The organism is Streptomyces sp. NBC_00620, from assembly GCF_026341825.1.
Taxonomy (GTDB): Bacteria; Actinomycetota; Actinomycetes; order Streptomycetales; family Streptomycetaceae; genus Streptomyces.
The window spans coordinates 1,472,475-1,491,804 of record NZ_JAPENY010000002.1 but is presented as its reverse complement, the minus strand read 5'-3'; the positions used below and the strand labels follow the sequence as shown (position 1 = coordinate 1,491,804).

The 19,330-nt window shown below is 71.8% G+C and carries 17 protein-coding genes and 1 pseudogene; 10 read left to right on the top strand and 8 right to left on the bottom strand.

Annotation, left to right across the window (positions count from 1 at the left end):
- Nucleotides 1-14: 14 nt before the first annotated feature.
- Entirely contained in the window at nt 15-737 is a 723-nt protein-coding gene (locus OG246_RS25975; RefSeq protein WP_266468376.1) for an ABC transporter permease, read from the bottom strand.
- Nucleotides 738-739: 2 nt separating this feature from the next.
- Complete coding sequence (locus OG246_RS25970) at nt 740-1,675, bottom strand: ABC transporter ATP-binding protein (protein ID WP_266468374.1); 936 nt, start codon at nt 1,673-1,675, stop codon at nt 740-742.
- A gap of 108 nt (nt 1,676-1,783) precedes the next feature.
- On the opposite strand from OG246_RS25970, the gene OG246_RS25965 reads away from it, so the two are divergent.
- The 3 genes from OG246_RS25965 to OG246_RS25955 all read left to right on the top strand — a co-directional run bounded on the left by OG246_RS25965 (nt 1,784) and on the right by OG246_RS25955 (nt 4,872).
- Nucleotides 1,784-2,938 (top strand): sensor histidine kinase, encoded by a 1,155-nt coding sequence (locus OG246_RS25965; protein WP_266468371.1) that lies wholly within the window; start codon nt 1,784-1,786, stop codon nt 2,936-2,938.
- A 14-nt stretch (nt 2,939-2,952) separates the two neighbouring features.
- Nucleotides 2,953-3,615, top strand: a complete 663-nt coding sequence (locus tag OG246_RS25960) for a response regulator transcription factor (RefSeq protein ID WP_266468368.1) — start codon at nt 2,953-2,955, stop codon at nt 3,613-3,615.
- Between the two features lie 99 nt (nt 3,616-3,714).
- Complete coding sequence (locus OG246_RS25955; RefSeq protein WP_266468365.1) at nt 3,715-4,872, top strand: ROK family transcriptional regulator; 1,158 nt, start codon at nt 3,715-3,717, stop codon at nt 4,870-4,872.
- A gap of 108 nt (nt 4,873-4,980) precedes the next feature.
- Here the strand turns inward: OG246_RS25955 and OG246_RS25950 are convergent, their stop codons facing one another.
- Nucleotides 4,981-5,742, bottom strand: coding sequence for a GntR family transcriptional regulator (locus tag OG246_RS25950; RefSeq protein WP_266468362.1), 762 nt, complete (start codon nt 5,740-5,742; stop codon nt 4,981-4,983).
- A gap of 277 nt (nt 5,743-6,019) precedes the next feature.
- On the bottom strand, nt 6,020-6,904 hold the full coding sequence (locus OG246_RS25945; RefSeq protein WP_266468359.1) for an RNA polymerase sigma-70 factor: 885 nt from the start codon (nt 6,902-6,904) through the stop codon (nt 6,020-6,022).
- A 182-nt stretch (nt 6,905-7,086) separates the two neighbouring features.
- On the opposite strand from OG246_RS25945, the gene OG246_RS25940 reads away from it, so the two are divergent.
- The gene (locus OG246_RS25940) at nt 7,087-7,917 is read left to right on the top strand and encodes an alpha/beta fold hydrolase (protein WP_266468356.1); all 831 of its coding nucleotides are present in this window, start codon (nt 7,087-7,089) and stop codon (nt 7,915-7,917) included.
- 477 nt (nt 7,918-8,394) lie between these two features.
- On the opposite strand, the pseudogene OG246_RS25935 reads toward OG246_RS25940, so the two are convergent.
- Nucleotides 8,395-8,799: pseudogene (locus OG246_RS25935) on the bottom strand (EamA family transporter); the annotation flags it as partial.
- Between the two features lie 47 nt (nt 8,800-8,846).
- Here OG246_RS25935 and OG246_RS25930 point away from each other — a divergent pair.
- The 3 genes from OG246_RS25930 to OG246_RS25920 all read left to right on the top strand — a co-directional run bounded on the left by OG246_RS25930 (nt 8,847) and on the right by OG246_RS25920 (nt 13,797).
- Nucleotides 8,847-10,319 (top strand): PLP-dependent aminotransferase family protein, encoded by a 1,473-nt coding sequence (locus tag OG246_RS25930; RefSeq protein ID WP_266468353.1) that lies wholly within the window; start codon nt 8,847-8,849, stop codon nt 10,317-10,319.
- Nucleotides 10,320-10,528: 209 nt separating this feature from the next.
- Nucleotides 10,529-12,124 (top strand): alkaline phosphatase, encoded by a 1,596-nt coding sequence (locus OG246_RS25925; RefSeq protein ID WP_266468350.1) that lies wholly within the window; start codon nt 10,529-10,531, stop codon nt 12,122-12,124.
- Between the two features lie 242 nt (nt 12,125-12,366).
- Complete coding sequence (locus tag OG246_RS25920) at nt 12,367-13,797, top strand: GNAT family N-acetyltransferase (protein ID WP_266468347.1); 1,431 nt, start codon at nt 12,367-12,369, stop codon at nt 13,795-13,797.
- A 131-nt stretch (nt 13,798-13,928) separates the two neighbouring features.
- On the opposite strand, the gene OG246_RS25915 is transcribed toward OG246_RS25920, so the two are convergent.
- On the bottom strand, nt 13,929-15,119 hold the full coding sequence (locus tag OG246_RS25915; protein WP_266468344.1) for a PLP-dependent aspartate aminotransferase family protein: 1,191 nt from the start codon (nt 15,117-15,119) through the stop codon (nt 13,929-13,931).
- Nucleotides 15,120-15,179: 60 nt separating this feature from the next.
- On the opposite strand from OG246_RS25915, the gene OG246_RS25910 reads away from it, so the two are divergent.
- Both OG246_RS25910 and OG246_RS25905 read left to right on the top strand, forming a co-directional pair.
- Nucleotides 15,180-15,662 carry an Lrp/AsnC family transcriptional regulator gene (locus OG246_RS25910; protein ID WP_266468342.1) on the top strand — a complete coding sequence of 161 codons (483 nt, stop codon included), beginning with the start codon at nt 15,180-15,182 and terminating at the stop codon, nt 15,660-15,662.
- A gap of 65 nt (nt 15,663-15,727) precedes the next feature.
- The gene (locus OG246_RS25905; RefSeq protein WP_266468339.1) at nt 15,728-17,419 is read left to right on the top strand and encodes a DUF885 domain-containing protein; all 1,692 of its coding nucleotides are present in this window, start codon (nt 15,728-15,730) and stop codon (nt 17,417-17,419) included.
- Nucleotides 17,420-17,532: 113 nt separating this feature from the next.
- On the opposite strand, the gene OG246_RS25900 is transcribed toward OG246_RS25905, so the two are convergent.
- The gene (locus OG246_RS25900) at nt 17,533-18,048 is read right to left on the bottom strand and encodes an immunity 21 family protein (RefSeq protein WP_266468336.1); all 516 of its coding nucleotides are present in this window, start codon (nt 18,046-18,048) and stop codon (nt 17,533-17,535) included.
- A 146-nt stretch (nt 18,049-18,194) separates the two neighbouring features.
- Nucleotides 18,195-18,701, bottom strand: coding sequence for a rhodanese-like domain-containing protein (locus OG246_RS25895; RefSeq protein WP_266468333.1), 507 nt, complete (start codon nt 18,699-18,701; stop codon nt 18,195-18,197).
- A 181-nt stretch (nt 18,702-18,882) separates the two neighbouring features.
- On the opposite strand from OG246_RS25895, the gene OG246_RS25890 reads away from it, so the two are divergent.
- The gene (locus OG246_RS25890; protein WP_266468330.1) at nt 18,883-19,329 is read left to right on the top strand and encodes an Lrp/AsnC family transcriptional regulator; all 447 of its coding nucleotides are present in this window, start codon (nt 18,883-18,885) and stop codon (nt 19,327-19,329) included.
- Nucleotide 19,330: the final 1 nt, after the last annotated feature.

The window sequence follows — 19,330 nt, the reverse complement described above, 5'->3', positions numbered from 1 at the left end:
TCGTGGCGAGTTGGTCAGGCGTCGCGGCGCCGGATGCTCCACGCGCCGGCCGCCAGGGCTGTCGCCGTCCAGGCCGCGGTCACGGCGAGTCCCGTCCAGGCGCCGAGGGCTCCGTCCCACGTCTCGTGGAAGACCACCTGGCCCGCCTTGTCGGGCAGGAAGTCGGCGACTCCGGCCGACGCGGTCCCGACGACGAAGGAGACGATCAGGAGGAACGGGATCAGGATGCTCAGCGTGGCGACGCCGCTGCGCAGGACGGCGGTGAGGCCGGCCGCGAACAGGGCCATGAGCATCAGGTAGATACCGCAGCCGACGACTCCGCGCAGTTCCTCGCTCCAGGTCAGCCCGCTCGCCTTCGTACCCAGAGCCGCTTTCCCCACCACCAGGCTCACAACTCCCGTGACCAGGCCGACAGTCAGCGCTGGAATGGCGATCGCCACGGCCTTGGCCGCGAACCACCGCAGCCGGTCGGGCACCGCGGCCAACGACACCCGCAGCGCACCGCCCTGGAACTCGGCCGAGACCGCCTGCGCGCCGAACGTGATCGCCGCGATCTGTCCGAAGCTGACACCGAAGAACGCCGAGAACAGCGGGTCGAAATCCTCGCCTTCGCCGTCGAGCCCGGCGATGGCCGAGAAGAGCGCGGTGGCGAGGAGAACGCCGCACAGTCCTCCGACCAGCGACCGCAGGGTCCGGATCTTGATCCACTCCGCGTGGAGTGCGGGTGCGAACGTCATGGTCAGGCCTCCTGAGGCTGCGTCGGGGACGGCGTGGCGGCGAACTCGGTCTCGGTGGCCGTCAGATCCAGGTAGGCCTGCTCCAACGTGCCTTCCTCCGCCGCGAGTTCGAGGACGGTCACGCCCGCGGCCGAGGTGAGGCGTCCGATGTCCTCCACCCGCGCGTCGAGCACGGTCCAGCGTCCGTCCTCGCCCTCGACGGCCTCGATGCCGTGATCCTTGAACAGGCCGCCCAGAGCGCCGCCGTCCGTGGTGCGCACCCGTACGCGGGGCTGCACGCGCGCGTCGATGAAACCCCGCATGGGTGTGTCGGCGAGCAGTCGGCCCCGGCCGAGGACGACGAGGTGGTCGGCGAAGGACGCGGTCTCGTTCATGAGGTGGCTGGAGACGAGCACGGTGCGGCCCTCTCGGGCCAGCTCGCGCATCAACTCCCGCATCCAGATGATCCCTTCGGGGTCGAGCCCGTTCGACGGTTCGTCGAGCAGCACCACGGGCGGGTCCCCGAGGAGCGCGCCCGCGACGCCCAGCCGCTGGCGCATCCCCAGGGAGTACGTCTTCACCCGGCGCCGCGCGACGGAAGCGAGCCCCACCTGCTCGAGGACCGCGTCCACGCGGCGCTCCGGGATGCGGTTGCTCGCGGCGAGCGCCCGCAGATGGTTGCGGGCGGTCCGCGATCCGTGCGGGGCCTGCGCGTCGAGCAGGGCGCCGACGTGGCGCAGCGGCTCGTGGATGGTGGCGTAGGCGCGGCCGCCGACGGTGGCGGTGCCGGACGTGGGCCGGTCCAGGCCGAGCACGAGCCGCATGGTGGTGGACTTTCCGGCGCCGTTGGGACCGAGGAAGCCGGTGACGCGGCCGGGGAGGACGCTGAAGGTGAGCTGGTCCACGGCGCGGGTGCTGCCGTACTCCTTGGTGAGGTCTTGGACGTCGATGCTGGTCATGGGCCCAGCCTGGCCGCCGGTGAGGGGTCGTCACCTCCCCCGCGGGGGGACACCGTCTCCCCCGCCCGGGGGAAGCCTGTTGTCGGTGCGGCCTGTCACGATGACGCAATGGCCCGTTTTCTGCGCCCGCTGCTTCGGGGGACGACGTACACGCGTTGGTTGCACCTGTGGGTGCCGATGCTGTTCACCAGTGTGTGGCTGTTCATCGACATGTCGAAGCCGTGGGTGCCCGCCGTGCTGCTGGTTCCGCTGGGGCTGATTCCGGCCGTCCGGCGGGGCGAGGGTGTGCAGGCGCAGTTCATGCTGGCGCGGGGCGGCGGGGAGGCGGCGTTCTCGGTCGCTCCAGCGGCCACGTGGCGGGACCGCTGGCGGACCGTGCTCTGGCTGGAAATCCGGTTGGTGAGCGGGTGGGTGGCTTGCGGGCTCTCCGTCTGGTTGCCGCTGATCGCCTTCGATCTCGTCTTCGCGGCGACCGGCCACGACACGACCGACAACCCCTTCGTGCCGCTCTCGCATGCGCACTGGGCCTACGGGCTGCTCTTCCCGTTCCCTCTGCTCGCCCTGTACGGCGCGGTCATCGGCCTCGGCGAGCTGATCACGGCGATAGCGCGCCGCCTCCTCGGCCCCTCCGCCGGCGAGCGGCTCGCCGCCCTGGAGGAGCGCACGGATCAGCTCCTGGAGCGCAACCGCATCGCCCGTGAGCTCCACGACTCCATCGGTCACGCGCTGACCGTCGCCGTGGTGCAGGCGGGCGCGGCCCGGGCGGCCGGCGACCCCGCGTTCACCGACCGGGCCCTGGGCGCCATCGAGGACACCGGCCGGGCCGCCCTGGAGGACCTGGAACGGGTGCTCGGCGTGCTGCGGGAGGCGGAGCGTCCGGTGAGCAGCCGCCCCACCCTGACCGAGGCCGACCGGCTCCTGGAGTCGGCGCGTGCCTCCGGGGCCAAGGTCGACGCCGAGGTGACCGGTCCCGTGGAGACCGTGCCGGGTCCGGTGTCCCGCGAGGGGTACCGCATCCTCCAGGAATCCCTCACCAATGTCCTGCGGCATGCGGGAAGCGTCCCGGCCCGGGTCCGTATCGAGGTCCAGGACGGCGGGCTGGTCCTGGAGGTCCGCAATCCGCTCACCGCGGAGATATCGGGGCCCGGCCGGGGCAGCGGGCTGCGCGGGATACGGGAGCGCGCGGCGCTGCTCGGCGGCCGGGCGCGGACGGGGCCGGACGAGGGTGACTGGCAGGTGCATGTAGAGCTGCCGCTGCGCTGATCTACGCTGGCCGGATGCCGGTCACCGTTCTCCTCGTCGACGACGAACCTCTCGTACGCGCTGGTCTGCGCGCCGTCCTGGAGGCCCAGCCCGACATCGAGGTCGTCGGGGAGGCCGCCGACGGTGCCGCGGTGATCCCGCTGGTACGGCAACTGCGGCCCGACGTCGTCGCGATGGACGTACGGATGCCCCTGATGGACGGCATCGAGGCCACACGCGCGGTGCTGCGGACCGTGGCCGATCCCCCGAAGATCCTGGTGGTCACGACGTTCGAGAACGACGAGTACGTCTACGAGGCACTGCGAGCGGGCGCCGACGGGTTTCTGCTGAAGCGGGCGCGGCCGGCCGAGATCGTGCACGCGGTGCGGCTCGTCGCCGAGGGCGAGTCGCTGCTGTTCCCCGCTTCTGTACGGCAGTTGGCCGCCGAGTACGGGGACAGTGCCGGGAATCCCGCGGCACGGGCGGCCATGGAGCGGGCGGCCCTGACCGAGCGGGAGGCGGAGGTGCTGCGGCTGATGGCGCGGGGGATGTCGAACGCCGAGATCGCCGCTCGGATGATCGTCGGGACCGAGACGGTCAAGTCCCATGTCAGCGCCGTACTGGCGAAGCTGGGGGCCCGGGATCGTACGCAGGCGGTCATCGCGGCGTACGAGTCGGGGTTCGTGGCGCCCGGGTGAGTCCGACCCGTCAGTAGGTAACTGGTCCCCGGCACTCGCCGGGGTCCCCCGCGCCGAGTACGATCCGGCCAACACGCGCACGAGCTGGGAGGACGGACGTTGGGGCAGTTGACCGGCGGGGACCCCTCTCTGCTGCGAAGGATCAATTCCGCGGTGGTGCTGCACGCGCTGCGCACCACGGACTGCGCGACCCTCACCGAGATCACCCGGGTGACCGGATTGTCCCGGCCGACGGTCGAGGGAGTCGTCGAGGGCTTGATGGAAGCCGGGCTCGTGGTCGAGAAGGCGGCCGAGGAGGGCGCTGCCCGGCGCCAGGGCCGTCCGGCACGCAGGTTCCGCTTCCGGGCCGAGGCGGGCCATCTGCTGGGCCTGGAGATCGGCCCGCACCGGGTCGCCGCACTCCTCTCGGACCTGGACGGCCGGGTGCTCGGTGCCATGTCCAAGGACGTGGAGGAGACGGCGTCGGCGGACGAGCGGCTCGATCGGCTGCGTACGGCGGTCGCCGAGCTGCTGCGCCGGGCGGGCGTCGCCCGGAGCTCCCTGCGCGCGGTGGGCGTCGGCAGCCCCGGGATCGTCGAGGCGGACGGCACCGTACGCCTGGGCACGGCGCTGCCGGAGTGGACGGGCCTGCGTCTCGGCGAGCGGCTGAGCCGTTCCTTCAAGTGCCCCGTGCTGGTCGAGAACGACGCCAACGCGGCGGCGGTCGCCGAGCATTGGAAAGGTGCGGCCACCGAGTCGGACGACGTGGTGTTCGTGCTGGCCGGGCTCAGCCCCGGTGCCGGTTCGCTGATCGGCGGACGGCTGCACCGGGGGTACGGGGGCGCGGCCGGGGAGATCGGCGCGCTACACCTGCTGGGGCGCGAGGTGACGCCCGAGACGCTGCTGTCGACCACGGGCGAGCCGCTGCACCCGCTCGACGAGCAGGCGGTCGCCGAGGTCTTCGCGTACGCCCGGAGCGGCGACCAGCGGGCCATCGCGGCGGTCGACCGCTTCATCCAGCGTCTCGTCCACGACGTCGCGGCGCTCGTCCTGGCGCTCGACCCCGAGCTGGTCGTCGTCGGGGGCTGGGCGGCCGGTCTGGACGGCGTACTGGAGCCGCTGCGGCGCGAGTTGGCGCGCTACTGCCTGCGCCCGCCGAAGGTGGCGCTCTCCCTCCTGGGCGAGGCCGCCGTGGCGACGGGCGCCCTGCGGCTCGCTCTCGACCATGTGGAGGAGGAGCTGTTCGCGGTGGAGGGAACGGTCACCGCGCGGCGCTGAGCGGAACCGACGTGCAACGCATGCGAAAACGTCCCGCCCCGGAGTCTTCCGGGGCGGGACGCTCGTACGTTGGGCTGCTGCTCGGTGGCAGACCGCCCGGCTCGCGGCTCAGGAAGCCTTGCGTTCCGGGTCGTGGTGGATCTCCACGCCGCCGGAGTCGCCGAAGGTCAGCCGGCAGGTGTCGGCGCGGTAGGTGGCGACGGAGACCGCCGCGGTGCGTCCCTGCGCGAAGAAGCGGGTCGTGACGACGAGGACGGGCGCTCCCGGAAGCCGGTCGAGCTCCTTGGCGTCGTCCGCACGGGCCGAACCGAGCTCCACGGCGCTGTCCTGACCCTCCAGGTCCAGGCGCTGCAGCTCGCGCAGTACGGCGCGCGCGCGTGCAGTGCCCGAGGGCGCGTCGATCGCGGACAGGTCGGGCACCGAGGACGCCGGGATGTAGAGCAGTTCGGCGGCGACCGGCTGGCCGTGCGTCACGCGGGAGCGGCGCACCGTGTGCACCTGCTCGTCGTGGCCCGACTCCAGGATTCCGGCCACCCCCGCGGGCGGGACCGCCACCGTGCAGTCCGCGGGCTGCCAGGCGTCGCCGACCGCGCCCGGCCACGTGTGCTGCTCGGAACCGACGGCCACACCCACGCGCGGCGGGGCGACAGTGGTGCCCACCCCGCGGCGGCGCTGCAGACGGCCTTCCAGTTCGAGCTGTTCCAGAGCCTGGCGGAGCGTGGCCCGGGCGACCCCGAACCGAGCCGCCAGGTCGCGCTCGTTGGGCAGGATCTCGCCCACGGTGAAGTCGGAGTCCAATGCCTCACTGAGCACGGTCTTGAGATGCCAGTACTTAGGCTCCGGCACCGTTTCCAACTGCTGGGTCCCCACCCTGTCCTCCGCAATCGCCGTGGCCCGGCGGCGTTTTAGCGCCCTTGTTTATTAAAGGTTCCTGCACTATCCCTGTGACCATAAGTCCGCCCCCACCCTTGGTCAAGACCAATCCTCAATCCCTTACGGATTGCACAGGGGTGCTGCCGCAGAGCGTTCACAGGGCGTTCGTGCTGGGTGATGTTCGTGACACAACGCCGAAAGCCCCCGTCCAGAGGACGGGGGCTTTCGGCGGTCCGCACGGGCCGGGGCGGGTTTCCCCCCGGCTACTCCTCGGCTACTCCTTGGCGAGCGACACCAGCTTCTCCGGGTTGCGCATGATGTAGACGCACTGGATGCGGCCGTCCGCGACGTCGAACTGGAAGACGCTGTCGGGCTTGTCGCCGGACAGGGCCAGCAGCGCGATGCCGCCGTTGAGTTCCAGGAAGCGGAACGACGGGTCGGCGATGCTCTTGCGGGCCGCACCCTGGAGGAAGCGCGCCACCTTGTCGGCGGACTCGATGACCCGCAGCGGGGCCTGGGACAGCCCGCCGCTGTCGGCGACCAGACGCGCGTCCGGGGCCAGCAGGGACAGCAGCCCTTGCAGGTCGCCCTCGGCCGCCGCGGCGAGGAAACGTTCGGTCAGCGCGCGGCGTTCGGCCGGGTCGACCTCGTAGCGCGGGCGCCGTTCGTCCACGTGCTTGCGGGCCCGCCCTGCGAGCTGGCGTACCGCGGGTTCGCCCCGGTCGAGGACGACGGCGATGTCCGCGTACGGGAAACCGAACGCCTCTCTGAGGACGAACACCGCCCGTTCCAGGGGCGAGAGGGACTCAAGGACGACGAGGACGGCGACCGAGACGGAGTCGGCGAGGACGGCCTGCTCCGCGGTGTCGGGGACGGTGTCCCCGAAGTCGGTGACGTACGGCTCGGGAAGCCACTGACCCACGTACGCCTCGTTGCGCGACTGGACTTGGCGCAGCCGGTCGATGGCGAGCCGGGTGGTGACCCGCACCAGGTAGGCGCGCGGTTGTCGCACCTCGGCCCGGTCGGCGCCGGACCAGCGCAGCCACGCTTCCTGGACCACGTCCTCCGCGTCGGCCACCCGCCCGAGCATGCGGTAGGCGACGCCCATCAGGACGGGACGGTGCTCTTCGAAGTCGTCAATCGCGATGTCGGTGGCCACGGTTCCATCCCATCCGACTCGTCACGTCCCTGTCCAGGTGGAATCGGTCGGACTGAACGTACCCGCCTGTGGTTCGCGGCAACCGGGGGCTACCCGTCAGTAGTAGTTGCTGACAAGCTGTCTACGAGACGGTCCGTCAGCCTGTCCGCATGTCCGGCGTGTCCCAGACGAGGAGCAGCATCATGTCCGCCACGGTCTCCTTCAGCCTCCCCTCTCCGCGCGGCCCCAGGACCGTGACGCTGTCCTACGCGCGCGTGGGCACCGGTGAGCCGCTGCTCCTGCTGCACGGCATCGGCCACCACCGGCAGGCCTGGGACCCGGTCGTCCACCTCCTGGCGGCCGAGCGTGACGTCATAGCCGTCGACCTGCCCGGTTTCGGCGAGTCGCCGGCGCTGCCCGAGGGCCTCACGCACGACCTCGAGACGGTGGTGCCCGCGCTCGGCGCGCTGTGCGAGGCGCTGGAGATCGAACGACCGCATGTGGCGGGCAACTCCCTGGGCGGGCTGCTGGCCCTGGAGTTGGGCCGCGAGAAGCTCGTACGGTCCGTCACCGCGCTCTCGCCCGCCGGGTTCTGGTCGCAGGCCGAACGGCGGTACGCGTTCGGTGTGCTGCTCGCGATGCGGCAGGCCGCGCGGCGCATGCCCGTCCCGCTGGTCGAGCGGCTCTCGCGCACGGCGGCCGGGCGGGCGGTGCTGACGAGCACCATCTACGCCCGCCCCGGCCGCCGTTCACCCGAGGCCGTCGTCGCGGAGACCCTCGCGCTGGCCCGCGCCGAGGGCTTCACGCCGACCCTCCGGGCGGGCGGCTCCGTCCAGTTCACCGACGACGTCCCCGGGCTTCCGGTCACGGTGGCCTGGGGCACTCGGGACCGGTTGCTGGTGCGCCGCCAGGGGATCCGCGCGAAGCACATCATTCCGCGCGCCCGGCTGGTCAGGCTGCCCGGCTGCGGGCACGTCCCGATGAACGACGATCCGGCGCTCGTCGCCCGCGTCATTCTCGACGGCAGCCGCTGAGCGACGCCCGGCGCGTGCCAACGCACCGGAACCCAGGGCGACTCCGGCGCCGACCAGCGCGCTCCCCACGGCCTGCGCGGCGCCGTACGCGCCCGTGCCGACGAGCGGGGCGGTGGCGGCCGCCGCGACGGGGATGAGGCCGGAGAAGAGCGTGGCGCGTTCCGCGCCGATGCGCCGCATTCCCGTGTACCAGCACACGAAGCCGACGACCGTGACGACCGCCGCCTGCCACAGCAGCGCGGTGGCCTCGGTCGCGTCCGGCATCCGAAGCCAGGCGCCGCCGCCGGTGAGCACACCGGCCACCGCCGACTCGACCGCGGCGATCCCGCAGACGGTGACCGTCAGCAGCCGTGGACCGAGCGGCCGCACCAGGGGTACGGCCAGGACCGCGAAGCCCACCTCTCCGACGAGCGCGCACACGGAGTACGCGATCCCCGCGCCGTCCGTACGGCCCCACCCCTGGACGGTGAAGGCGCCCACCGCGACGAGCAACGACCCGTACAGCACGAGACGTTGTGGCCGACGGCCCTCCCGGAGGGGGACGATCACGGCCACGAGTATCGGGGCACAGCCCACGAAGACTCCCGGAACCGCGGGCTCCGCCGTCCGTTCGGCGGCGATCACCGCGATGTTGAAGCCGACCATGCCGACCGCCGCGAGCAGTCCGAGGCGCCCCCACCGGCGCGGCGTGAGCTGCCGCAGCGGTGCGGCGCCGCCCCGGCCGACCAGCGGCAGCAGCAGCAAGCAGGCGAGGCCGTAGCGCAGGAACTGGCCGCCCGCGTACGGGTAGTCGTCCAGGACGCTGTTTGCGGTGAAGGAGGCTCCGACGAGGACACAGGCGAGGGCGGCGAGCAGTGCGCCTCGGGCGGGGGTGACGTTCATGGCAGTGACGCTATGAAGGGACGCGGTCCGGTTTAAGGTCCACTTCCATGACGTCATCGGGGACCAATGCGAGGGGCACGCCGGCCGGATCCCCGTCCCCTGGATCCGGGTCATCGGGGTCCGCCCCCTGGGCCGCCGCCTGGGAGCTGCTCCTGCCCGCCGCGTCGGCACCGGCACGCGCGCGTGGCCGCACGCTCCAGGAGGCGTTGCGCGAGTCGGTCCGTTCGGGCCGGCTCGCACCGGGCACCCGGCTGCCCGCCAGCCGCGAACTCGCCGCCGATCTCGGGGTGTCCAGGGGGCTGGTCACGGAGGCGTACGAGCAGCTGACCGCGGAGGGGTATCTGCGCAGCGGCCGGGGTGCCGGGACCTGGGTCGGCGATGCCGTGCGGGCGGCCCGGCCAGGCGTACGTGATCTCGCGCCGCGAGCAGCCGACGCCCGGGCCGACTTCGTTCCCGGGACACCGGACCTGTCGCTGTTCCCGCGTGCCGCGTGGGCCGCCGCGCAGCGCGGGGTTCTCGCCGAACTCCCGCACCACGCACTGGGCTACCCGGATCCGCGCGGGCTGCCCCGGCTGCGCACTGCCCTCGCCGAGCTTCTCTCCCGGCGCCGTGGTGTGGTCGCCGATCCGGAGCGGATCGTCGTGGTCTCCGGGGTCGCGCAGGCGATGACGCTGCTCGGATTCGTGCTCCACGCGCGCGGGGTGCGTGATGTCGGGGTCGAGGACCCCGGCAGCCCCGAGCACGCCTCGCTGTACGCCTCGGCCGGCGTCGGCGCCGTACCGCTGCCCCTGGACGAGGAGGGGCTGGCCACCGGACCGCTGGGGGCTTCGGGCGTACGAGCGGTGATGACGACGCCCGCCCATCAGTTCCCGTTGGGGATCGCGTACTCCGCGCGGCGTCGGGCCGAACTCCTCGACTGGGCACGGTCGGTGGACGGCTTGGTGATCGAGGACGACTACGACGGGGATTTCCGCTACGACCGTGCCCCCGTGGGCGCGCTGCAAGGCCTCGACCCGGAGCACGTCGCCTACACGGGGTCGGTCAGCAAGTCCCTCGCTCCGGGGCTGCGGCTGGGCTGGCTGCTCGTGCCCGCGTCACTGGCCGAGGAGGCGGTCGAGCGCAAGCGCACCATGGATCTCGGAAACCCTGTCGTCGACCAGGCACTCCTTGCCCGTTTCATCGAGCGGGGCGACTACGACCGGCAGCTGCGCCGCTGCCAACGCGCCTACCGGGAACGGCGCGACACCCTCGTATCCGCCCTTGAGGAGCACTTTCCCGGCACGGAGGTGTCCGGGATCGCGGCGGGTCTGCACGTCATCGCCGCGCTGCCCGAACGGTACGGGCCACGGGACCACTTCCTCGAACGAGCCACCGCGGCCGGAGTTGCCGTACGTCCGCTGGCGCACTACGGGGAGACGGTCGACGACGGCGTACGGCTGGTGCTGGGGTACGCGCACCTGTCCCCCGCACGGATCCGGGACGGCGTACGGCTGATGGCGGACGCGACGGCACACGAGTGATGACAGGCGGGACGGCATACGGCTGATGACGGAGGACGCCGTCCGCTTCTGTCATACGCGTCGCGTGCCCACGGGACATCCGTGAGAAGTCGCACACCGGTTCCCTCGTCCCCGCGGTCCGCTGTTCACTCGTGGTTTCCGTGCGCGCTGCGACGCACCAGTAGTTGTGGCATTGCCCATTGGCCGAATCCGTCCCTGGAGGCGCATTCATGTCACACCGTCCGCAGCATCCGTTCCCCGGTCGCCGCAGCGTTCTGCGCGGCTCCCTCGCCGCCTCCGCCGCACTGGCCCTGCCCACCGCGCTCGGCGCGGCACCGGCGTTCGCCCTCTCCGGGCGGCCGAAGGCGGGGTGGGGCGTCCAGACCGGAGACGTGACGGCCAACTCCGGACTGGTGTGGGTACGGTCCGACCGCCCGGCCCGGATGATCGTCGAGACGTCCGCGACCGAGTCGTTCCGCAACCCCCGCAGGTGGCAGGGTCCGCTGCTCGGGTCCGACACCGACTTCACGGGGACGACGCGGCTGCGCGGGCTGCCCGCGGGCGAGCAGATCCACTACCGCGTGCTGCTCGCGGACCCCGACGACCCGCGCCGCACGGGCGAACCCGTGACCGGCACCTTCCGTACGACACCCCGCGGGCGGCGCGACGGGGTGCGCTTCCTGTGGTCGGGTGACCTCGCCGGGCAGGGCTGGGGCATCAACCCGGACCTCGGCGGCTACCGGATCTACGACGCCATGGCCGAGCTCGACCCGGACTTCTTCCTGTGCAGCGGCGACAACATCTACGCCGACGGCCCGATCACGGCAACGGCGGCGCTCCCCGACGGCAGCACCTGGCGCAACATCACCACCGAGGAGAAGTCCAAGGTCGCCGAGACGCTGGCCGAGTTCCGCGGCAACTTCCGCTACAACCTGCTGGACGAGAACCTGAAGCGCTTCAACGCCCAGGTGCCGTCCATCATCCAGTGGGACGACCACGAGGTGCGCAACAACTGGTACCCCGGTGAGGTGATCGCGGCCTCGGACACCCGCTACACCGAGAAGAACGTCGATGTCCTGGCCGCCCGGGGCCGCCGCGCGTTCAGCGAGTACTTCCCCCTCTCGACGCTGCAACCGGACAACCAGGACGGCCGCGTGTACCGGGTCCTGCGCCAGGGCCCGCTCCTGGACGTGTTCGTGCTCGACATGCGGACCTACCGCAACGCCAACTCCCCCGACACGCAGACCACGGACCCGCAGGGCATTCTCGGCGCCGAGCAACTGGAATGGCTCAAGCGGGAGTTGTCGCGGTCGCGTGCGGTGTGGAAGGTGATAGCCGCGGACATGCCGCTCGGCCTGGTCGTGCCGGATGCCACCGAGGGGAAGCCGAACATCGAGGCTGTGGCCCAGGGCGACCCGGGCGCGCCGCTCGGGCGCGAGCTGCAGATCGCGGAGCTGCTGCGGTTCGTCAAGCACCGGCGGATCACCGGCACGGTGTGGCTGACGGCCGATGTGCACCACACCTCGGCGCAGCACTACCAGCCGTCGAGGGCCGCGTTCACCGACTTCGAGCCCTTCTGGGAGTTCATCTCAGGGCCGCTCAACGCCGGCGCCTTCCCGGCCAGCGCGCTGGACAACACCTTCGGTCCGGAGCGGGTTTTCGTGAAGGCGCCGACCGCCTCGAACGTCTCGCCCGCCGGTGGCTACCAGTTCTTCGGCGAGGTCGACATCGACGGCGACAGCGGCGAGCTGACGGTGCGGCTGCGCGAGCAGGACGGCACCGTGCTGTTCACGCAGGTGCTTCAGCCCGGGCGCGTGGGGCAGTAGCAGCCGGGGCGCGTGACCAACTCCCGTATTCTCGAACTGCTGGGCCGCGCACCGGAGTCATCCCCCGGTGCGCGGTCTCCTCTCCGCGCAGACGGCCGGACGGCACGGCTCGTTCAGACGACGGAAGCAAAACAACCGCAAAAAGAACATCAAAAGGTACAGAACGATACTTTACCCATCAGTCACAGACCGTTCGTGATCACGCAACACGGTTCCTTCACAGTGGCTGTATGACTCCAGACATGTCTGATGTGACGCGTGCGAAGCACGGACGCCCCGTTCACCACTGGCGGCGGGACGTCGTCGAACTCGCCGCACTGTTCACGGCCGTTGCGGTCGCGGACGCCGTGGCCAACCTGATCGGGCACGGACCCGACGGCACGGCCCTGCTGATCATCTCGGCCGTCGTCCTGGTCGCCACGGCCGGCTTCCACACATGGTGGGCACGCCGCCACGGTCATGCGCCGCCGGCGGACCATACCGGCGCCCGGCCGCTCGCCGGCGGGCGCCCGGCCGAGACCTCCGAGGAATCCGCGGCAGTCCCGGATTCCCTCGCCGGAGCGACCACGCTGTGGCGGATGCGGACGACGGTGAAGGACGCCCCGGGATCCCTGGCCGCGCTGTGCTCGGCGCTGGCCCAGCAGCGGGTCGACATCCTGAGCCTGCAGACACATCCGCTGGCAGAGGGCACCGTGGACGAGTTCCTGCTGCGCGCGCCGGCAGAGCTGGCGGCTTCCGAGATGACCCGCGCCGTCTCGCTGGCGGGTGGCACGGAGACCTGGACGGAGCGGGCCGACGCCCACGACCTCGTAGACGCGCCGACCCGGGTGCTGGGTCTGGCCACTCGTACGGCACTGGACGCGGCGGAACTGCCGCTCGCGCTCCGGCAGTTGCTCGGCCGGTGCACCATCCGCTCACTGCCCGCCAAGTCGCCCGGATCCGGTCGCGCGGTGGAAAGTGCTCCCGTCGAGGGGGCGCTCGAAGGAACGGTGATGCGGCTGCGGGCGCCTGAGGGCGGGGTGATCACGGTGGAGCGGCCGTATCTGCCGTTCACGCCCACGGAGTTCGCGCGGGCGCGGGCGCTGGTGGAGCTGGACGCGCGGCTCGGTCCGCGGATCCCGCGCAGTCAGGACGTGCTGACGCTGCCGGAAGGCAACGCCATCAGCCTGCGGCGCGCCGACGTCGGCGACCTCGAGGCCGCCAAGGCGATGCACGAGCGCTGCTCGCCCCGCACGCTGAGCATGCGCTACCACGGTCCGGTCGGCGACGCGGACCGCTATCTCAACCACCTGCTCAGCCCGCGTTTCGGACGCACCCTCGCCGTGCAGACGGCATCCGGGCGCATCGTCGGGCTCGGCCACCTCCTCTGGGACGGCGACGAGACGGAGATCGCGCTCCTCGTCGAGGACGACTGGCAGCGGCGCGGTATCGGCGGCGAACTGCTCGGCCGCCTGGTGACGATGGCCGTCGAGGCGAGCTGCGAGAGCGTGTACGCCGTCACGCAGTCCTCCAACACCGGCATGGTCGCCGCCATGCGCGGCCTCGGCCTTCCCCTCGACTACCAGATCGAGGGGGGCACCCTGGTCATCACGGCCCGTCTGGACGCGACTCCGGTGACGTCACGGCTGCCGTACGACGAGGGGCAGCGTGGGGAGCGGGTCGTGCGGGACTAGCGCTCCACCGGCGCTCCGCCAGCGCTCCGCCGGACATGCGGCTCGTTCTGCCGCGGGCCGGTGGGGGCTGGTCGCGCAGTTCCCCGCGCCCCTTGCGGGGCGCGGTTGCGCACCCGGCTTCACCGGGCACGTCAGGCCAGGACCCCGGTCCGCCCCAACGCCCCGTCCAGGTCGGCCCAAAGGTCGTCGACGTCCTCCAGCCCCACCGACAGCCGCAGCAGCCGGTCGCCGACCCCGGCGTCGCGGCGGTCCGCCGGGTCCACGACGCGGTGGCTGATGGAGGCCGGATGCTGGATAAGACTGTCCACGCTGCCGAGGCTCACGGCGGGGGTGATCAGACGGACCCCGGCGATGACGGCGTGCGGGTCGCCGTGCACCTCGAAGGCGATCATGGCGCCGCCGATCCGCGGATAGTGGACGCGGGCGACGCGCGGATCGGCGGCGAGGCGGCGGGCCAGTTCCGCCGCGTTCGAGGACGCGGCCCGGACCCGTACGGGCAAGGTCGACAGACCACGCAGCAGCAGATAACCGGCGAGCGGATGCAGGACACCCCCCGTGGCGAACCGCACTTGGCGCAGCCGCCCGGCGAACTCCTCGTCGCAGGCCACCACCCCGGCCATCACGTCGCCGTGTCCGCCCAGGTACTTGGTGGCACTGTGCAGGACCAGCCGCGCCCCCTGCTCGGCGGGGCGTTGCAGCACCGGCGTGGCAAAGGTGTTGTCGGCGAGCAGGGGAACGGAACCGCAGTCGTACGCGAGGGCCTTCAGGTCGAGTTCGGCGAGCGTCGGGTTGGCCGGGGACTCCACCATCACCAGGCCCGTGTCGGGGCGCAGCGCGTCCGCCACCCCCGCCGGGTCGACCCAGGTCACCTCGGAGCCCAGCAGTCCGGCGGTGAGCAGGTGGTCGCTGCAGCCGTACAGGGGCCGTACGGCGACGACATGGCGCAGGCCGAGCGCGTTCCGTACGAGCAGTACGGCGCTCAGTGCGGCCATGCCGCTGGCGAACGCGACCGCGCTCTCGGTGCCTTCGAGGCGCGCGAGGGCGGTCTCGAAGCGGGCGACGGTCGGGTTGCCGAGCCGGCCGTAGACGGGCGGGCCCTGCGGTTCGGCGCCGTCCGCGGCGAACGCGTCGATGCGGGCGGCCTCGCCGCGGCTGTCGTACGACGGGTAGGTCGTGGACAGGTCGATCGGCGCCGCGTGCAGTCCCTGCCGGGCGAGATCCTCCCGCCCCGCGTGCACGGCCTCGGTGGCAAGTGCGCGGGTACGGCCGGCGCCGTGTCTCGTCGTGTCCGGTTCGCGTATGTCGTAGCTGACGGAATCCATGCCCACAAGCCTGAACAAGGGCCGGGAAGAGAGTGTCGAACCCCGTGCTACGTTCGCGCCATGGCCGATTCTGTCGTACTCGATCCGGTGGATCTCCATCTGCTGCGGCTTCTGCAGAACGACGCCCGGACGACGTACCGCGATCTGGCGGCGCAGGTCGGTGTCGCACCCTCGACCTGCCTGGACCGGGTGACCAGGCTGCGCCGTGCGGGAGTCATTCTCGGCCACCAGCTGCGGCTGGACCCGGCGAGGCTGGGGCGGGGCCTGGAAGCCCTGCTGTCCGTGCAGGTCAGACCGCATCGGCGGGAGCTGGTGGGACCGTTCGTGGAGCGCATCAGGGCGTTGCCCGAGTCGCGGACCGTCTTCCATCTCACGGGACCCGACGACTATCTCGTCCATGTCGCGGTCGCCGACATGGCTGATCTGCAGCGGCTGGTTCTCGACGGGTTCACGTCCCGGCGTGAAGTGGCGCGCGTCGAGACCCGGTTGATCTTCCAGCAGTGGGACTGCGGCCCGCTGCTGCCACCGCAGCGCGAGGGCTGACGGAAGGGTCACGCCCTGAGCAAATCTTGCTGACGGGGACCGCGTCCCCGTACGAGGATGTCCGCATGCCTGAGACGAAGATCCCGCTGCCCCGCGAGGTCGCCGACGCGTATGTCGACGACCTCATCGCCCTCGACCCGGTCACTGGTACCTACCTCGGCGACAAGGCGAGTGCCGGCAAGCTGCCGGATGCCTCGCCCGCAGGTCAGGCCGCCCTGGCCGACCTGGCGCGCAGGACCCTGGAGCGGCTCGACGAGGCGGAACGGCAGCTGGGCGCGGACAGTGACATCGAGCGCCGCTGCGGCCGGCTGCTGCGCGAGCGGCTCACCGCCGAGCTCGCCGTCCACGACGCCGACGACCATCTGCGCATGGTCGGCAACATGCATTCGCCCGCGCACTCGGTGCGCGAGGTCTTCACCCTCACTCCCACGGAGACGGACGAGGACTGGGCGGCGGTCGCGGAGCGGCTGCGCGCGGTGCCGGGCGCGCTGGAGGGCTATCGCGAGTCCCTCGCCCTCGGCCTGGATCGCAAGCTGTACGCGGGCCCCCGCCCCACCGCGACGTTCATCGGGCAGCTCACCGAGTGGTCCGACACCGACGGGCAGGGCCGCGGCTGGTTCGAGGACTTCGTGACGCCTGGCCCCGAGACGCTGCGCGCGGAGCTGGACACCGCCGCCCGTACCGCGACCGAGGCCCTGGTGTCCCTGCGGGACTGGATGCGCGACGTGTACGCGCCCGCCATCGAAGGCGCGCCGAACACGGTCGGCCGCGAGCGGTACGCCCGCTGGTCGCGCTACTTCAACGGTACGGATCTCGACCTCGACGAGGCGTACGCGTACGGCTGGGCGGAGTACCACCGCCTCCTCGCCGAGATGAAGCAGGAGGCCGAGAAGGTCCTGCCCGGCGCCGAGACCCCCTGGGTGGCGCTCGCGCACCTCGACGAGCACGGCACGCACATCGACGGCGTCGACGAGGTGCAGGCCTGGCTGCAGAACCTGATGGACCAGGCGATCGAGGCGCTGGACGGGACACACTTCGAACTCGCCGAGCGGGTACGGAAGGTGGAGTCCCACATCGCACCGCCCGGCAGCGCGGCGGCCCCCTACTACACGGCACCGTCCGAGGACTTCTCGCGCCCCGGCCGTACGTGGCTGCCGACGATGGGCCAGACCCGCTTCCCCGTGTACGACCTCGTCTCGACCTGGTACCACGAGGGTGTCCCCGGCCATCACCTCCAGCTCGCGCAGTGGGCGCACGTCGCGGGAGACCTCTCCCGCTACCAGGCCACGGTCGGCGGGGTCAGCGCCAACGCCGAGGGCTGGGCGCTGTACGCGGAGCGGCTCATGGACGAACTCGGCTTCCTCACCGACGCGGAGCAGCGCCTGGGCTACCTCGACGCGCAGATGATGCGTGCGGCCCGCGTCATCGTCGACATCGGCATGCATCTGGAACTGGAGATTCCGGCCGATTCGCCGTTCCACCCGGGTGAGCGCTGGACGCCCGAGCTGGCGGAGGAGTTCTTCGGCGCGCACAGCAGCCGGCCCGCCGACTTCGTGGAGAGCGAGCTGACCCGCTACCTCTCGATCCCGGGCCAGGCCATCGGCTACAAGCTCGGCGAGCGCGCCTGGCTGCTGGGCCGCGAGAACGCGAAGAAGCGCCACGGAGACGCCTTCGACGCGAAGGCCTGGCACATGGCGGCCCTCTCTCAGGGCTCGCTGGGCCTGGACGACCTGGTGGACGAACTGTCCCAGCTCTGACGCTCACCGACGGCGGCCGGGCTCGGACCGGCGACACGAGTCCGGCCGACGTCGGCATCCGCGCCCCGCGCGGCAGGTGCGCGCGGGGAACGTGAAGTCCCGTGGGTCGTCGCTCAGTTCGGCAGCCGCCGGAGCTGTACGAGGCCCACCCACGTCTCGGGGCCCGGCTCCGCGTACGTCGCGCGCACCGCGTACCGGCCCGGCTCCAGCGCGAGCTTGAGGTGATCCGTCCGCTTCGATTCGCTCCCCGGCCAGGCCGCGTCGAACAGGACCACGGGACCGGGCACGTTCCAGTGCACTTCCGGCTCCCAGACCGCCGCTTCGAGCGCCGCGGGGACGATGGCGAGCAGTTCGTCCTCGGAGTCGGCGGCGCACCACCGTACGAAGGTGCCGTGCTCGGGGAGGAAGGCGGTCGAGGCGGGTTCGTCGCCGAGGACCAGGGCCCTGGTGTCGCCGACCGGCACGAGACCTATGTAGCCGTCCACGTCGCACGCCCGGTCGTAGTCGGAGGACGTCTCGTCGCCGTCCGCGCCCGACCAGAACGGCAGCACGACCTCCGGGATCACTATGAGCGGCCCGCCGCCCGACTCCACCCACTCGACCGCACCTGGTTCCGCGTATCTCGCCATGCGGCAGAAGCTACACGGCGGGGACCCGGTGGAGATCCGGTGTCCCCTCCGCTGTCCGATACGCCACCCTCGACACCCATGACCACCCGAACTCCCTTTCCCTCCGCATGCGTTACCGCGACAGCACAGGGCAGGACGGGCCCGGCTCAGCAGCCGCAGTCCGCCGCGTCCAGCGGTGCCGTCAGCGGGTCCGCGGCGCGCCGCTCCCGCCCCTCCCAGGTCTCGAACTCGAAGCCCTCGCGCGCCCAGTACTCGAAGCCGCCGAGCATCTCCTTGACCTGGAAGCCGAGTTCGGCGAGGGCGAGGGCGGCGCGGGTCGCGCCGTTGCAGCCGGGGCCCCAGCAGTACGTGACGACCGGCACCGACTTGTCGAGGAGCTGTTCGGCCTGCTCGGGGATGAGCGCGGTCGGCAGGTGGACGGCGCCAGGGACATGACCCTGGTCCCAGGACTCGGTCGAGCGGGAGTCGAGGACGACGAAACCGGGGTCGCCGCCGGCGCCGAGGGCGGCGGCGACATCGGACACGTCGGCGTGGAAGGCGAGGCTCGCGCCGAAGTAGGCGGCGGCAGCTGCCGGAGACGCGGGCGCGACGCGCAGAACGGGGTTCACGGTGGTCGAGGTGCCGGTCACGCCGGCCTCGGTGGTCGCTGTCATGGTGTGGCCTTCCCTCCCTGTCCCACCTGACCAGTGGCTTCTGCGCACCGGCCGCGCGGGGACCTGCACCCGCCCGCGGGACTTCCTGGCCAGAAATCTATGTCCGGTGACCTCGGCCTTGAAGTGGCCATCCACGGCATCGCTCTTGATCCGCCGGGGATTTCCCTGCTATCCATCACACATGACCGCGTATTCCCCGGACGCCACCGACTGGCGCATCCTCGATGTCCTGCAGCGCGAGGGCAGGGCCAGTTTCACCGACCTGGCCCGTGCCGTCTCCATGTCCGCGAGCGCGGTCACCGAACGGGTCCGCCGGCTGGAGGAGGCGGGCGTCATCCAGGGGTACGCGGCCGTCGTCGACCCGGAGAGCCTGGGCCTGCCGATCCTGGCGTTCGTGCGGCTCAGGTACCCGAACGGCAACTACAAACCCTTCCACGACCTGGTCGAGGTGACGCCCGAGATCCTGGAGGCGCACCACGTCACGGGCGACGACTGCTTCGTCATCAAGGTCACGGCACGCTCCATGCGCCACCTGGAGGAGGTGTCCGGCAAGATCGGCACCCTGGGCTCCGTGACCACGAGCGTCGTCTACTCCTCGCCGCTCCCCCGGCGCCCGCTGGGCCACTGAC